This is a genomic window from Fictibacillus sp. 5RED26, assembly GCF_015903895.1.
Taxonomy (GTDB): domain Bacteria; phylum Bacillota; class Bacilli; order Bacillales; family Fictibacillaceae; genus Fictibacillus; species Fictibacillus phosphorivorans.
The window spans coordinates 837079-853215 of sequence record NZ_JACZDU010000002.1; the positions used below are offsets into that span (position 1 = coordinate 837079).

Below are 16137 nucleotides of genomic sequence, written 5' to 3' on the forward strand. Positions count from 1 at the left end.
ATTTTCTTTTATTTTAAGAGTTACTAAAAAATTTTCTTATAACTAATTTAATTTAGTGGTTGTTACCAGTATGTTTCCACGAAGTAGGTTCTCCTGTGTTAGGACAACTAGGAAAAGTGTCTCCATGCGTTAAATCAACATGTTCTCCGTCCTTATCAATGTAATGTCCGGATTCTGTGACCTCATCACCAGTTTTATGGGTGTGATCGGCATGTCTCCAAGAAGTCGATTCATTTGTTTTAGGGCAAGGAGGAAAATGATCTCCTTTTTGCAATTCTTTTGTTTCGCCTTCTGCACAGATATATTTCCCTGTTTCTAAAACTTCTTCATTAGTTTTGTGCAAGTCTTGTGTCTGTTGCATTTTTTATTTACTTCCTTTCTTTTTTTACTTTATCAAAAATAATTTTCCCTAATCTATTTTGATTAAACATGTTCCATTATATTTTAAAGAAATTTGTAGAGTGGAAACGGAATAATACGATTCAAATATACACACATTTATGAACTGTAGAACTGTAGTGTTTTAGTAAATTAAAGTATTCATAAAACTACGTTAATAAAATATGGACTTTCATTTAATTAAGGAAAAATGTAACAGGACGGTGGTTCTGTTAAAATTTGAATGTTTGGATATATTTGAGTGAGTAGTAAAGACCAAAATGAAAATTTGAAATTGCTTTCTTTAAGCTATTGACATTAACGAACGTGATATATTTATCGATAAACAAAGTGGTTGGGATTTTCCTCGTGAACAATATCACCTTCAAAAACGAATACTGAGAGTTATGTACATTTATTATTTGAATCGTTTCGGAAGGAATAAAGTGAAATCTCAAATGAATGGAAGGAATGACATCACAATAAACATATAAGCCGAAATAGTGGTTCTCGATATACCCATGTTAGATACGACTAAATATAAAGATAGTCTTGGAGTTTTTTATTGCTGATTTAATTTTACAAATACTATCCCGGGTGGCACAAGAAGAACCGGAAAGAATTTGGAAACGGCAGCGTGGAGGTATTGATGCTGCGTTTCGATACGGGGTTTCATTTGGATTTTTAGTTCGTAATACCAACCATAAAGAAACTTCAGGTATACTTACGGGACTATTTCTTCAAGAATAATATCAGAACTAATCAGCATAATTCTCCATTTCCAATAACTAAATCCTGTAATACAAATATCGGGTAATAATGTAACGTGCAAAAACTATTCTAAGTCCATCGAATTATTTTTAACAAAAATAACCTTTATTGTCTTAATTTATGTCATCATCGACATAATAGTCAGGTGTATCAGTTTGTATATATGTTAACTGACCGCCAGGATAAATCCCTTTATTTGTGATTTTATAATCATCATGGTTATGCATAGGATAAAATTGCGGAAAAAATTTATCATTTAAATCAATAATTGGTTGCTGACAAATTTGAAGATAATTAATTAACTCTGGTGACTTGCATTTAACAGGTTCTGTAGGAATATTAAAAACTGACTTAGAATCGGCTTTATACAATTTTTTTAATTGAGAACAAAATGAGGGAAAGCCATCTTGCCCTCTAGTAATATAATTTAAATATTCAAATCGTTTATCATCTGCATTTAGTAGTAAATCATAAGTTTCTCCCGAACCTATGCTTACAGTGAAACCTTTATTTTTGATTTCATTATGGAATGATTCATCGAGTTGGAAGAGTGATGAAAGCTTTATAAATGGATCAAGATGGCTATCCTTTCCTATAATTGTGAAATGCCATCCGTGAATATGCCAGGGTACAACCTGGTATCCCATATTAATCATCCTGAGCAAAAATTTTTGATCAGTTTCCACGCGGACAAATGATTCATAATTGATTTGTACAAAATCAGATTCTGATTCATTATATAATAGAGATAAAGGATGAGGTAGTAAAGTATCGGGGAATGAACGTCCATTAATTAGCCAAAAGTCCGGTTTGTAATTGGCAGCATCAAAGAATATACCCTTATTTACATTATCGTGCCATACCGAATCTACATCAGATAATAACATAACATACTCTTTATCAAAGTATGTATGAATGTTGTTATAAGCAAAATTTCTATTTGAAGCTGACTTGGGAATTTGAGGTTGTGGTATCCCTTTAAAAAACCATACTCCATTACTATTTTGTTTAATACCTGCTTTAAATAAGCTTTCTTTTGATGGATAAACGATTAAGCCTCCATACATACCCATCTGAATGTGTTCAGATGCCTCTACATGGCAGTGATACATTAATGTTCCTGGAATTTCTGGTTGAAAAAAATAAGTCATATTTGGTGGAGGATTTTTATAATTAGTCCAGACAGGCACACCAAAAGATGTTTCAGGAAACCCATCCAACTGAGTAGGGACGTGAGCCCCGTGCATATGAATAGTATGATAGTCCATTAAATTAGGACGTTCTTTCATTCCTAAATTTATGAGTGTAATGTAGATGCGATCACCAACTTCTCCAAAAATTAGAGGAGAAGGAATTGTTGCATTACCCTTCATATCAAGGATATTTTTCCAATTTTTACGATTGGACCAATCAAGTTTAGGATTAATAATTTTGTCATTTACTTTAAAAAGACCTCCAATAAATCCAAGAATATAAACCTTTTTTCTTGATTTTGGAGAGGGACACAGAGTTTTATCAATAGGCAGATAAACAAATCCGTCCGTTGCAAATAAAACATAATGCCTTATAGACATTGAAATACCCCCAGTCATAAGAAAATCATGAATTTATCAATCTGAATAGGCTATTAATTATCTTATGCAAGAGTTTAATCTCAAATGAACATCAGCCTTTTTCATGGTACCTCTAAATCATTATCACATTTCTTACGCTAATCCATTTATATACGTATAAATGAATTTTCAATACCGTAGATGTTGCACAATAATAGCGGTGATTATGTGGGAATCTAGGTATGTAAGAGCATGTAGAAGGTTGCCAACAAGAAAGTGTTGTACGAGAGGGAAAGAAATTGCTGACACCTGAGCAGATAAATATGTTACTCTTATATCTCATTTTTGGGGGTGTCGCATAACTCAAGCACCTTGGTCATGATTGAGAGACACACGAGTTGGATTTCCTCGGTTATCCGTCCCGTCTCTATTGATACCTCCTCTCGCCTCTTTTGACTAAATCCCTTTTTCGTAACATCGGCTAGATGTTCAAATAACAGCAAGAGCTCTTCGTTTTCTCGTTTTACGATTTCAGGGGGAGTTATACTTTGAAGCAAGGAGATGATTTTGTTGAACTTTTTTAAAATTAAGAATAAAAATCGTTCGATTGTATGAATATCACTTGTTAATGTAATCTCTTCGCAATCATCAGTTATATATTTTCCGATTTCCTTTAACAGTTGGCCATATTCTTTGTATTCCATATATGTCCCCCTATACTTGATGTCATCATATATAGAAACCATACCGCATGGTTCTGTTCGAGCATTGTTCTTTTGAACATTTCTTTAGATTACAGATTCGTGACGCCATCAGAGATCATTAAATAAAATCAATTAATCGTTTAATTGGTCATCGATGACAGTTGTTTTTATTTCATTACTGAAGGTTGACGCAGTGGTTTCTGTCTGTTTTGGCGCGTGTAGTTCTTTACTTTTTGTTTTAGTTTTACTTTATGTTTAATTTTAATTATGGGTTACAATGTAAAAGGGTTGAGAAGATATCAAAACTCCCTTTATTTTTTTGAAATCAATCAAGAGAGATTATATAGAAAATCAATAAGCCGAAAGAATTTTTTAAGAGAAAAAATGAATAAAGCTTAAAAAATTTTGATAGGCTCATTAGTAAAAATAATAAATATTATTTTAGGTACTTAGATGGATGTTCATGTTTTTAAACAATACTGTTATTCATCAGTAAGAAAGGGGAAAAAATATGTCTTCACTCATTACAAAAGGAATTAGTATTAATCGTATAGCACCTAATTCAGTAGCTTCGTTTGGAGATGCATTCTCAATTTCACCAAACCATAGTTCTAAATTCCACGGAGGCTCTGGAAGTTTGAATGTTGGAAATAATAAAATGATCTTCAATGGACCAAGTTACACGGTTACAGTTGATAATGATAAAAATGATAGTAATAATTCAACCAATCTCTAAAAAACAAAATTCATTTTATTATCGGTTTTAAATAGGGCCGTTTTAGCAGTAAGCTGTATACCAAAAATCATTTTCTAAGGGATACTAGCTGCCTGTTTTTCTACCTTCTATTCACGGTCCCCTATTACATAACAATTCCACTTAGTATACCTCATATTTTTGGCTTGAAAAATATGTTGTTCGCATCTGTTTATGTAAATGAAAAGAATCAAGAATAGGTAAAGGTGGATGAATTATGGGAGGGAGATTAGTATCCCTCCTGCAGTAATGGTTCAGTTCCATTATTAAAGAGGAGATAAGTTCCCTCTCTCATTTAACAATTTTGCTGGCTTTTTGTCACTATTAAAATATAAATCTAGTGGAGATCAATAATTGAGCTAGCTTATCTGGACATAGATATGTTAGAGAAAGCTAGGGGGAATGTGACCTTTTAGAAACAGTAATTTTTTTGAGTGAATGTTTAAAGCCCCAATATACACCTCCTCTACAATCTTGTTGGCCTTTATCTAAAACAGGAGTAATTCGTAAAATGCCTCATAAATTTAATTAACAGTATTTACTTTTTCATTCTCCCAATACATTTCACTGAATACCTCAGCAAATGCCTCCGAAGTATTAATGAGTTCCTGAAGATTGTTATCAATTCCACCCATTTCAATCAACAATGATTTGTTTGAAAGGTCTTGATTGTATACACCGTTTCCTTCATTTTTATCTTTAATAATTACTCCACGACAAAGATCAGGGTATTTTTCGTTAATCTTATTGTGCATTGATTCAGCTAGAACAAGGTTTTTTTCGTAACCTGGATGTTCCTTTCCAACCACTAAGAACAACCGGCCATATTGCTTACCGTTAATTTCGATTGTTGTTACTTTTTTAGGTTGTGAATCTCTATGCATATCAATCAAGTATTGAATGCTTTTATTATTAGAAATTGCGTCAATAACATTTTCTCTCGCTGCAATATATGCTTTTCCAGTACCCCAGTTCTTAGATTTAAGTTTTTCACCAATGTTAGACGTATCATGGGATACACCAATTCCTCGTTCTTCAAGATCTCTTTTTAAAAGGTCACCAATTGCTATGATGTTAGTTTCAGGGTTGGAACTATTATATGTTCCATCTTTTGACAAAGACTTAAACGCTTCATAACTATGCGAGTGATAAATATGAACCACGGGTTTGCCATTAGTGTTTGGCGCTTTATGTTTTTCTTCATTCTCTTTTAAAATTTGTTTATTTTCATCTGTCGGCTCAGTCATTTTCATGATTTCTTCGATAGGAGGTGTTGATTCAATAGGTAATGTTGAAAAATTGGTTCCTTTACTCGCTAAATAGATTTCTGAATCATATATTGCTAAGCCAGGTAACTCATTTCCAAATAAACTACGTATATCCCCAGGCCGAATATTGGTAGCGAGTTGAACGAAGATAGAGGATAACTTAGGAGGTTCACTTTCTGCTGGTAAAGCTTTTGTAAAGTAACCGTTTTGTGAACCTATCGCATATACGAGTGCTTCACTACTAAAGTCTCTAAGCCATTAGTAAGAAGCGTAGAATCAAACCATTTACTTTTTACCGTTGAAAACATAATTACAAATAGAAAAGTTAGGCTTACCAACAAAACAGTGGCTTGTAGATATCTATTTTTTTTCATAAGAGTTTTCACTTTCCTCTAGTGAACATTGAACAATGTGAAAGCAGAACAATGTAATTCCAGCTATGAATACTCCTATTGTAAATACCCATGGGAATAAAAAAAAACTAATAATAGAAGAAAAAAAGATAAAAACTAACCATCGATGTAATTTTTTCATAACATTCACCTCAGCGTCTAGTTAGTAGATTATATACTAGAAACCGAAAAGTATTCTTATAATAATAGAGGATTTAGAGTCTAGAATATATTTATTGCATGTAAATATATTACAGTGGAGTAAGAAAGATAATTAATATGATTGATTGGTAGAAATATTAGTTCAAACGATAGGTGGGTGCTTCTGTCATTTAATACGATGACCGTAGCTATCTGTGGCAGTTTGAGGTCAAGAACATTTAGAGACAATTTGTTATGAATAATATAGAAAAAAGAGGCAGACTCAAAAGTTTTTACACTTTGAGTCTGCGCCATTTTTAATTAATTTTGAATTTGTTAATATTTTTTGGCTCCAAGATACCTTGTTGACCAATATGAGTTTTTCATGGAACTTATACTCACACCCTTTGATGAAGAACTATGGATGAATTCATTATTTCCAATATAAATTCCCGCATGAGATGCGCCTGGTTTATAAGTTTCAAAAAATACCATATCCCCTACCTGTGGCGTGTTCACTTTTGTCCCTTTTAAGAAAATTTCCGATACGGTGCGTGGAAGGTTAATTCCGGTAGCTTCCTGATATACATAATTCAGATATCCGCTACAGTCAAAACCCTTTGAGGAGGTACCTCCCCATACATAAGGAACTCCCATATATTTCTTAGCTGTATTAACCAACTTTGCTTTACTATAAGTTGGGGCATATACCGGCGATTTAATACCTAATGCTTTAAATGTATCGGACCCCACAATACCATCCGCTTTCAGTCCCTTAGCTTTTTGAAAACTGATGACTGCACTTTTAGTATATGAACCAAAATAATTGGTAGTTTGTCCTGAATATGTAAAATAACCTTTACTCTTTAGATGAGTTTGCAAATCCTTGACCTCAGAATGTGTCATTCCTGGTTTAAGTGTCTGATCACCTAAAGCTGCTTTACCGATTGATGGGTTTAATGTTAAGAATCCTGCAATTGTTGCTCCTATAACTAATCTTTTCACTTCTTAATTCCTCCTGTTGTCTCTTTTGCTCTCATTATTCTAGCAATCTTTTATATCAAAGGTATTATGGTTAGGTTAATTAATAATTACAAATTTGTGCAGAATTTGAGGATATTCGACATTATTTCCAATTTTAGTTTACGAGCTACTGGTGAATAATTACTTATTGAATAAAACATCTGTTTTTGTGGGCGGGGAGGATCATCCAGGGTAAGAGAAATATTTAAACCTCTAAATTTTAAATAGAGTGGATAGGTATTAAAAGAAAAAAGGAAGGTAATGGGATTAATAATTTAGATTTGACAAACAATGCGAAATCAATATTAATGGGGGTGTATTGATAAAACTCCTGAAGCTTTTGGGGAAGTTTTTAGTGAGTTTTATTGGAAAACTGAAATGTTAATCAACATATAAATTATATAAACAAAGTTAAAGAGGGCTGAAACCGAGGAGTTACAGCCCTCTTTAACTTTGTTTGATATGGAAAAAATCTAATCAAAGTAATAGCTTACGCTGATAGCGAGTATGAGCATCAAAATCACTCTTACAAAAAAGTGTTTTATTTCAGATGATTTTAGAGTGCATAGCTTCTTCACATTTGTAGCTTATTATAGACTAAGAGGTTTACCGGTACATCAACATGACTCTATATGAAGTGAGGGACTATTTTGAATCAAGTGTTTTATATTTTAAAAAGTAAAACGTTTCTTAGTTTATTGCTAACAATTAATATTTTAGGTACAATTTATGGTTATATTTGGTACGGGGTCCAGTTAACTGAAACACCATCCAAGTTTTTACTTTTTGTACCTGACAGTCCCACTGCTAGTTTATTCTTTGTTATCGTATTATTTGCATTTCTAGTAAATAAAAATCTGCCAATCTTTGAAGGACTAGCAATCGTTACTTTGTTTAAGTACGGAATTTGGGCTGTTTTTATGAACATACTTGTGTTTATTGTTAATGAATCTCTTAATATTGTTGGTATGATGTTAATCCTTTCTCATCTGGGTATGGCAATACAAGGATTGTTGTATGCCCCATTCTATAAGATTAAACCACTTCATTTAACAATTGTAGCAATTTGGACGTTGCACAACGATGTAATCGATTATGTGTTTTTTATGATGCCAAGATACAGTTTACTTAATCAATATACGCCTCAAATAGGTTATTTTACTTTTTGGCTAAGCATTGGATCTATTTTGCTCACCTATTATATATGCATATATAGAAAAGGCAAACGATCTATTTAAGAATTTAATTTAAAATCCACTATTCTTTGCACCTAGTATTTCTGTACATTTTAAGGATTCTATGAACGTTTTAAAATCTACGGTTTATGAAGGCTTTAATCCATGTCATTCATAAAATCTTGCATCATTTTGTATGACAGGGGTCCTATAAACGTATTCGTAATCACACCATTAGAGTCAATAAAGTAAGTGGTTGGTATACTGATAGGTCGATAGATACTTCCTACTTGTCCTTCTTGGTCTAACAGTATGTTAAATGTTATCCCTTCATTATTAATATAGTTTTGTACATTAGATACACTACTTTCACTTGTTATAAGATTAATTCCAATGATAACAATTTCCTTATTTTTACTGTCTTTGTGAAATCGTTCCATTTCAGGGATTTCCTCTCGACAGGGGACACCGAGTCGCCTAAAAATTTAGGAGAACCTTCTTCCCGCGGAAATCTGACAATTTTGTTTTCGAGCCATTTAAAGACATCAATTCAAATTCAGGAGCGATATTTCCTTTTGAAATTCGGGTTTTAAGCTCTTCTTCACCTTTGTTACGTTCCATTCTTTTTTTTACTTCACTTGTATTATTATTGTTTTGAACTTCCTCCTTGGCGTTAAGAATACCATTGTTAAACAATGTCCAAGCGATCATTCCAGCAAGGAGAATAGTGACAAAAATAGTTTTCTTCATTTTTACATTCCTCCGTTACTTATGATATTGCAACTTCTTTTAATTATAAAAACATATATGGAGATTTTTGGGAGAAAAGTTTGTTAAAGAAATTCTTGTTCAAGTAGTTGACTATGCATAAATTCTTCATATATTTGTTGTAAGTTTTTTTAGAAAGGGTTAATTATCGAAATAACCACTAACCTTTTTCAATCATATTTAAAAAGGTCTAACTCGTTATTAGGGAGGCGAATGTATGAAAAAATGGCTTAAGTCTTTATCAATTGTTGTTCTATTAATGAGCAGTGTCGGAATTATATCTGCATGTTCTAATGATAAAGAAAATGAAGAGAAGATGGATAAAGAAAATATGGATGGGATGGACCACGGAAATATGGACAAGGAATAACTGTTGTGAGTTCATTAAGCGCTTGAAATTATTCAGATACTGCAAAACAAGAACTAATCTATCTGATAAAATCATTTATGGAGATCTCTTACGATTTTTGGAAAATAATAATGGTTTATAATAAAAAGTTCAGGTGCTCCCTGGGCTTTTTCTTATGAAATGGATAAACAAAGCCTCTTGGATAATAATCCTATAAATATACTTGTTTCATTAATTTATAGAAGAAATCTTATTTGATTATAGATTTTGTAATAGAACTGAAATGTAAACAAAGCTTAAAATGCATATTTCCTGCAATTTTCTTTTTTATAGTATTTCTTGTCAAAGTAAATCGAAATATTGCATCTGAGGGTAAGGAGAATATAATTTGAAAAGGAAATTTGTTTCGTTAGCTGCAGTTCTAGCTGTAAATATAACTTTTGTCAGTATTTCAAGTAATGTAAGTACTGTACATGGAGAATCACTGGAAGAAATAAAAAAGAAGAGAGAACAGAATGGTGAAAAAGAAAAGAAAAAAAAATCAGAGCTGAATTCAGTCAAAAATGAACAAAATAAGGTCCAAGATGGAATTCAAGAGATAGACAACAAAATATATGAACTAGAACAAAATATTAAGGAAAAAAGCACTGAAAAAGAAGATATTATTCTTTCTATTGATAGTCTGAAAAAATCAATAGCTATCATTGAAAAACGTATCGAGACTAGAGACAAGCTTTTAAAAAATAGAGTAAGTGCAATGTATGAGGATGGTGGAGTCATCCAATATCTTGATGTACTGTTAGGTTCTAAGGATTTCGGTGATTTTCTAGATCGGATAATAGCTTTAAATTTAATTGCAGAACAAGATCGTGAAATTATTGAAGAACATAAACTTGATCAAAGGAACCTTAAGTTGGAAAAACAAAAAGTTGATTCAAAACTTTCACAACTCGAAGTAACGCTAACTGAAATGAAAACGTTAGAAGAGCAATTAAGTGCCCAGCGAGATGAAAAAAATAGAATCCTAGCGGAATTGAAAATTGAGGAGGGGAAAATTAATAATTATCTAATAGAGCTTGATGAAAAGAATAAACTTTTAGCAAACCAAGAATCAGCAATTAAAGCTGAAATGGAACGCGCTAGAAAAGCAGAATTAGAACGTAAGAAAAAAGAAATGGAGAAAAGCAAAAGAGTTCAAAGTGCATCATCATCACCAGTTCAAGCAGAAACATCAGATGAAAGAGAGGGCAAGACAGGCATGTTTCTTTTTCCTACAGAAGGGACTCTAACATCTACGATGGGTCCAAGATGGGGGAAAGAGCACGCAGGCATTGATATTGCAAAAGCCGGTACAGTACCTATTGTAGCTGCTGAATCTGGTACAGTTCTTCGGTCGTATTATTCAAGCAGTTACGGTAATGTTGTTTTTATATCGCATTATATAAATGGGCAGTTATATACAACCGTATATGCTCATATGAATAGTAGAAGTGTACAGGATGGTCAAACAGTAAGCAGAGGTCAATTGGTCGGGTATCAAGGAAATACTGGTAATTCATTTGGTCAGCATCTACATTTTGAGCTTCACAAAGGTCCTTGGAACTCAGGCAAGACAAACGCTATTAATCCTATGCCGCTTCTTAGCAGATAGTAAGAATTTTAATTCGGGTGAAAATATATGGATATCCAAGGTTTTATTCTCGACTTATATAGCAGTAATCCAATACTGACAGTAGCTATCAGTCTTTCATTAAATATTATTATTGCTGTTTTAGGGATCGTTCCTAGCGTGTTTTTAACCGGAGCGAACATCATCTTCTTTGGTTTTTGGGGAGGAACGTTTATCTCGTTTTTAGGCGAGATACTTGGTGCCCTGATTTCTTTTTGGTTATATAAAAAGGGATTAAATAAATTTAAGCTCACCAAAATTTCCATGTATTCATGGGTAAATACATTAAGAAAAGCGAAAGGGTTAGACGCCTTTTATTTAATCTTTTCTTTACGATTGATGCCCTTTATTCCGTCAGGTATTGTAACATTAGCTGCAGCATTTACTAACTCTTCTTTTCTAGTATTTTCTGCAGCTACCATTGTTGGGAAAGTCCCAGCCCTATTACTCGAAGCATTCTCCGTCTATCAAATCACGCAATTTACCTGGATAGGAAAGATCCTGTTGGTTTTAACTGCTATCTATTTGGGATACTTATTGTTCAAAAACACCAATTCAAAATAAGTCATAAGTCGTTTTCACGGCTTTTTTTTATGCAAAAAAAATCCATATCTAATATGTAAAATGTACTTAAAGAGGGGGAGGGTTATGAGACAAAGAAAACAAGAGAATGAAGAAAAAGTAGATGAGTCTTGGCTCATACCGTATGCGGACATGTTAACTTTGTTATTGGCATTATTTATTGTACTTTTTGCCTCTAGTAGTATTGATGCAAAAAAATTTAATGCCATGATGATATCCTTAAGTACAAGTTTTGGTAATAAAGGGGTACTAAATGAGACTAAAAGTTACCAGACTACAAGTATGCTAACCGAAGAGCAAAAATCGATAATAGAATACGAGAAAAATGAACTTGAAAAATTACATATAAAAATAGAGAATTATATAAACGAAAACGGATTTCAGAAGATTGTTCAAACGAAGTTAAGTGATGATGGCCTTTATATTGTTATTGTTAATGATATCCTTTTTGATTCTGGGAGAGGTCAACTCAAAATGGAGGCAAAAAAAATAATCTACCAATTAACCCCTTTATTAATAACCCACCCGGCAAGAGATATAATCATCGGCGGTCATACCGATAATGTACCGATACATAATAACGATTTTCGTTCCAATTGGGAATTAAGCATGCAGCGGTCTCTTCATGTTCTAGATGTTGTGCTCTCTAACAAAGATCTAGATCCTGCTCGTTTTAGTATAAAAGCTTATGGGGAACATAAACCTTTGGAATCTAACTCAACCTCTGAAGGGAGAGCTAAGAACAGAAGGGTCGAATTTTTAATCTTACCTTTGCAAAAAGAGTAGAGGTTTATTTGAAATAAAATATACACACAATCCGTTTTCCATTTGGGAAACGGATTTATTTATGGGGAAATTCTAATGCTCTAAATAAGTATGGACGGTATAAAACTAGCATAAATGGGGATGCTAGTTTAGTAGGGAGGGATACATTAATGAAAAAGGCATTTGTTATTATACTTACAATCTTTCTCATACTTATAGATAGTCCGATTGGTTTTAGTGATAAACAGCCAACGGACTCAATAGTCGTAAAAAATTTAATGGACAATGAATCTATACAACAAGAAAAATTATTTCTCACATATGGAACAACCATTTCTGAAAAGCAAACGTTGAATGATTTTCAAAGAATGGTAAATAAACTAAACCAGATATTCTCAGTCCAATTAAAAGTTTACACAGATCACGATGATCATGGAATCATAGAATTTATAGGAACTCATAAAAAAAGTAAAAAGACAACACTGTCAATAAAATGGCTGGGACAGAAAGTTCAAACAAGTCCGAATTTGTACAAAACCTATTTATTGGTTAATATTACGAGTCAGGACTTAGGAACAAAGAACATGAAAAAACTTTACGATAACTTACGCAACAAGTTAATCACGTTAAAGTTAAATCCTAACATCAATACTACAGTTCAAGGAGCCATCGAGCGAAAATTAGTCCAGGATGAACAAATCAGTCTCATTAATAAGATGACAAAGAGACTGAAAGGAAAAATAACCGATAAGTACATAGACAAGTACTTCATCAGTTCCAACGGGTTCTCTCCAAAACTTAACCGGACCATTAAAATAAATAAGAACAAGATTAATTTTCAAATCTCAAGTTATTATCATACAGAAAGGAAACGTACAATTATCACCATTGGGAATCCGATTATTACTGGGGATTCGTGAATATAAAAAAGCAGGCCATATATTTGAGGCCTGCTAATTTTTAAGATACTGGAGAATTTTTCTTCGTTCTTCTATAAACAATTAAGAAGAAGGAAAGAACGATCAAAACGATCGATATGATCTGTGCCATCTTTAATGAGGAAGTTAACATAAGGCTGTCAGTCCTCATCCCTTCAATGGCAAACCTTCCTATGGAATACCAGATTATATAGCTTAGAAACACTTCGCCATTCTTAAGATTGAACTTTTTAAGGGTTATTAAGACAAAAAAACCAATCATGTTCCATACCGACTCATAAAGAAAAGTGGGCTGGTAATAAACACCGTCAATATACATCTGATTAATGATAAAATCCGGAAGCCATAGATTTTCCAGGAACGACCTTGATACCGGTCCTCCATGGGCTTCTTGGTTAATAAAGTTCCCCCATCGTCCAATCGCTTGTCCTAAGATGATACTTGGAGCTGCGATGTCTGCAATAGTCCAAAAGGATAGTTCTCTTCTTTTTGTAAAAATGTATGCTGTTAAAAAGGCACCTATGAGTGCTCCATGGATTGCGATTCCCCCATTCCAGATAGCAAATACATCGGCAATACTATCTTTATACTTCTGCCATTCAAAAATAACGTAGTATAATCGGGCTGTAAGTATTGAGACTGGTACGGCTATCATGACCAAATCAACAAACGTGTCTTTTGGGAGGCCACGTTTCTTGCTTTCTCTATTTGCAAGGAGAAATCCTAAAAATGCTCCTGAAGCTATGATTAACCCATACCAATAAATCTGAATTACTCCAAAATCAAGAGCCACCCGATCTATGGGTTGCATTGAAGATTCAATCAAGTTAAACACTCCTCTAATTTTCTATTAAAACCACTTTGATTAGATTATAAGAGAAAAATAAGGAGTTTTTTTGAAGATGAACCGTAATTATGACTTAATTGACTTATACTCATTTAATCAATAATTATCTTTATATATAAAAGATAAGTCCATATATCGGAATCATCTTCAGCTGCATTATTTAGCGGAAAGTCCTGAAATGAACTTGGTTTAGATCATAGTTATTAAAAGATAACCAAAACCAGCATGCGAGACTAAATTATCTCTTCGCTTTGTTTCTTTGATTATTTCTTTAAATACTCCTCAAAGGATACTCTAATCTCACAATCTATTAAAAACTTAATATTTAATGTTTGTTGCAAAGAGAATACACAAAAAGTTCTTATTTTATTAGTACACTTCTTATCAAAATAGATACCTTATACTTAAAAGTGTGAATGAAGTTTGAATGAAAAAATCGTCATGCATACTGTTGCAATTTAAAGGGTAATATAGTGTTTAAATAAAAAAGGAAGGAGAGTTTTTAATGAAATTTAAAAATTACTTTCTTGGAAGTTTACTACTGGTTTTCACACTTACTCTCGCTGCGTGTGGTAATAATGACCAAGATACAAATCAAAATGATGAGAAAATGGAAGAAGGAAAGGACCATGGGAATATGGACCATTCCGGATCGGGAGAAGTACCAAAAGGTTTAAAAGAAGCAAAAAATCCTAAATATGAAGTAGGAAGTAAAGCGATTATAAATGCAAATCATATGGAAGGGATGAAAGGGGCAGAGGCAACAATTGTAGGTGCTTATGATACATATGTTTATAAAGTAACATACACGCCAACTACAGGTGGGGAAAAAGTAACAGATCATAAATGGGTTATTCAAGAAGAGCTTCAGGATGCAAATGAGAAACCTTTAAAACCAGGTGCAAAAGTCGTGCTTAATGCAGACCACATGGAGGGCATGAAAGATGCTGAAGCTACTATAGACTCTGTAGTGAAAACCACAATTTATATGGTCGATTTTACCCCTACGACCGGTGGGGACAAAGTAACAAACCATCAATGGTTAACTGAAAGCGAGTTATCACCTGAGTAAGATTTTAATAGTGGGAGGAGTATCTACGATAGTAGGTACTCTTTTTTTACCTCTATTTAGAGGTGAACAATGGAAGCTTCTTTTCACATTAAACGAAAGCTCTTAACTTAGAAAATTATGCCTAACTTTAGTATTGCTTATCTTCTATTAATAAATAGGGAGTATGATTAGGTAGATGGATGATATTGAGCTCTGAATTTAATGCATAAATTCTTGATAATTTTAAGGTAATGTTAATAGGGAGAGGGGGAGAATTATGTATGATATTTTTAATTTGTTAAGTAGTTTTTTAAATGAACCCTTAACTACTCTCTTTTATAATAACCAAGGCATACCACTTTTGAGTGCTTTCTTTTTAGGGATTTTGGGGGCAGTAGCTCCTTGTCAATTAACTGGAAATATAAGTACCATGATGTATTATGGCAATAAGTCTCTAAGGGATTCAAAAATTTGGCCAGAGATCTCCGCTTACATATTCGGAAAAATTTTTGTTTATATTATGTTAGGACTACTGATATGGATATTTGGTCGTACTTTAGAAAATAGCTTAACTACAATATTCCCTATTGTCAGAAAATTGATTGGCCCGTTACTCATAATCATCGGATTTTACCTGATTGGTATCATAAAATTGAACTTGAGTATTATATTCAATTTCCACTCCTTTTTTTCAAAAAGAGGCATTATTAATTCATTTTTATTAGGAGTTGTACTGACACTCGGTTTTTGTCCAACAATGTTTCTACTCTTTTTTGGACTTTTAATGCCATTAGTACTTTCTACTTCCTATGGAATCATACTGCCGGGGATTTTCGCTTTAGGAACAGTCTTTCCATTTCTGCTATTAATCTTTTTAATCTTATACTTTAATTTATATGGAGTACTTTTGAAGAAAAGCAAGAAAATAGGCAATGTAATCCAGGTGACTTTTGGATGTTTGTTTACTGTTCTAGGTATTCTAGATATCTTTGTCTACTGGCTCTAATAG

General features: G+C 33.0%; 17 protein-coding genes and 1 pseudogene. 10 read left to right on the forward strand and 8 right to left on the reverse strand.

Annotated elements, in window-relative coordinates; all coding sequences use genetic code 11:
- Positions 1-52 precede the first annotated feature (52 nt).
- Entirely contained in the window at positions 53-361 is a 309-nt protein-coding gene (locus IHV10_RS12410) for a hypothetical protein (protein ID WP_197129768.1), read from the reverse strand.
- Positions 362-640: 279 nt separating this feature from the next.
- Between IHV10_RS12410 and IHV10_RS22790 the strand changes: the two are divergent.
- A pseudogene (locus IHV10_RS22790) lies at positions 641-1059 on the forward strand (recombinase family protein); the annotation flags it as partial.
- Between the two features lie 203 nt (positions 1060-1262).
- On the opposite strand, the gene IHV10_RS12415 reads toward IHV10_RS22790, so the two are convergent.
- Together IHV10_RS12415 and IHV10_RS12420 are read right to left on the reverse strand one after the other, a co-directional pair.
- Positions 1263-2723: a multicopper oxidase domain-containing protein gene (locus IHV10_RS12415; RefSeq protein ID WP_197129770.1), complete on the reverse strand. Its 1461-nt coding sequence runs from the start codon at positions 2721-2723 to the stop codon at positions 1263-1265.
- 311 nt (positions 2724-3034) lie between these two features.
- On the reverse strand, positions 3035-3406 hold the full coding sequence (locus IHV10_RS12420) for a hypothetical protein (protein ID WP_197129772.1): 372 nt from the start codon (positions 3404-3406) through the stop codon (positions 3035-3037).
- 511 nt (positions 3407-3917) lie between these two features.
- On the opposite strand from IHV10_RS12420, the gene IHV10_RS12425 reads away from it, so the two are divergent.
- Entirely contained in the window at positions 3918-4142 is a 225-nt protein-coding gene (locus IHV10_RS12425) for a spore germination protein (protein ID WP_197129774.1), read from the forward strand.
- A gap of 542 nt (positions 4143-4684) precedes the next feature.
- Here IHV10_RS12425 and spoIIP read toward each other — a convergent pair.
- Both spoIIP and IHV10_RS12435 read right to left on the reverse strand, forming a co-directional pair.
- On the reverse strand, positions 4685-5647 hold the full coding sequence (spoIIP, locus tag IHV10_RS12430; RefSeq protein ID WP_197130029.1) for a stage II sporulation protein P: 963 nt from the start codon (positions 5645-5647) through the stop codon (positions 4685-4687).
- A gap of 650 nt (positions 5648-6297) precedes the next feature.
- The gene (locus IHV10_RS12435) at positions 6298-6966 is read right to left on the reverse strand and encodes an NlpC/P60 family protein (protein WP_197129776.1); all 669 of its coding nucleotides are present in this window, start codon (positions 6964-6966) and stop codon (positions 6298-6300) included.
- Positions 6967-7634: 668 nt separating this feature from the next.
- Here IHV10_RS12435 and IHV10_RS12440 point away from each other — a divergent pair.
- Positions 7635-8222 (forward strand): DUF1405 domain-containing protein, encoded by a 588-nt coding sequence (locus IHV10_RS12440; RefSeq protein ID WP_197129779.1) that lies wholly within the window; start codon positions 7635-7637, stop codon positions 8220-8222.
- 95 nt (positions 8223-8317) lie between these two features.
- On the opposite strand, the gene IHV10_RS12445 is transcribed toward IHV10_RS12440, so the two are convergent.
- Positions 8318-8644 carry a TlpA disulfide reductase family protein gene (locus tag IHV10_RS12445; protein WP_312035282.1) on the reverse strand — a complete coding sequence of 109 codons (327 nt, stop codon included), beginning with the start codon at positions 8642-8644 and terminating at the stop codon, positions 8318-8320.
- The gene (locus tag IHV10_RS12450) at positions 8637-8909 is read right to left on the reverse strand and encodes a peroxiredoxin family protein (protein WP_197129785.1); all 273 of its coding nucleotides are present in this window, start codon (positions 8907-8909) and stop codon (positions 8637-8639) included. The genes IHV10_RS12445 and IHV10_RS12450 overlap by 8 nt, the downstream gene beginning before the upstream one ends.
- A 235-nt stretch (positions 8910-9144) precedes the next feature.
- Between IHV10_RS12450 and IHV10_RS12455 the strand changes: the two genes are divergently transcribed.
- The 5 genes from IHV10_RS12455 to IHV10_RS12475 all read left to right on the forward strand — a co-directional run bounded on the left by IHV10_RS12455 (position 9145) and on the right by IHV10_RS12475 (position 13212).
- Complete coding sequence (locus IHV10_RS12455; protein ID WP_197129787.1) at positions 9145-9297, forward strand: Vmc-like lipoprotein signal peptide domain-containing protein; 153 nt, start codon at positions 9145-9147, stop codon at positions 9295-9297.
- Positions 9298-9664: 367 nt separating this feature from the next.
- Entirely contained in the window at positions 9665-10927 is a 1263-nt protein-coding gene (locus IHV10_RS12460; protein WP_197129790.1) for a murein hydrolase activator EnvC family protein, read from the forward strand.
- A 27-nt stretch (positions 10928-10954) separates the two neighbouring features.
- Positions 10955-11509 carry a TVP38/TMEM64 family protein gene (locus IHV10_RS12465; protein ID WP_197129793.1) on the forward strand — a complete coding sequence of 185 codons (555 nt, stop codon included), beginning with the start codon at positions 10955-10957 and terminating at the stop codon, positions 11507-11509.
- A gap of 84 nt (positions 11510-11593) precedes the next feature.
- A complete protein-coding gene (locus IHV10_RS12470) occupies positions 11594-12313 on the forward strand; it encodes a flagellar motor protein MotB (protein WP_231607361.1) in 720 nt (239 codons plus the stop codon).
- 149 nt (positions 12314-12462) lie between these two features.
- Positions 12463-13212: a YwmB family TATA-box binding protein gene (locus IHV10_RS12475; protein WP_197129799.1), complete on the forward strand. Its 750-nt coding sequence runs from the start codon at positions 12463-12465 to the stop codon at positions 13210-13212.
- Between the two features lie 40 nt (positions 13213-13252).
- Here IHV10_RS12475 and lgt read toward each other — a convergent pair whose 3' ends face one another.
- Positions 13253-14053 (reverse strand): prolipoprotein diacylglyceryl transferase, encoded by an 801-nt coding sequence (lgt, locus tag IHV10_RS12480; protein ID WP_312035283.1) that lies wholly within the window; start codon positions 14051-14053, stop codon positions 13253-13255.
- 529 nt (positions 14054-14582) lie between these two features.
- Here lgt and IHV10_RS12485 point away from each other — a divergent pair.
- Together IHV10_RS12485 and IHV10_RS12490 are read left to right on the forward strand one after the other, a co-directional pair.
- Positions 14583-15149, forward strand: coding sequence for a YdhK family protein (locus IHV10_RS12485; protein ID WP_197129805.1), 567 nt, complete (start codon positions 14583-14585; stop codon positions 15147-15149).
- Positions 15150-15405: 256 nt separating this feature from the next.
- Complete coding sequence (locus IHV10_RS12490; RefSeq protein WP_197129808.1) at positions 15406-16134, forward strand: sulfite exporter TauE/SafE family protein; 729 nt, start codon at positions 15406-15408, stop codon at positions 16132-16134.
- The last annotated feature ends 3 nt before the right edge of the window (positions 16135-16137 follow it).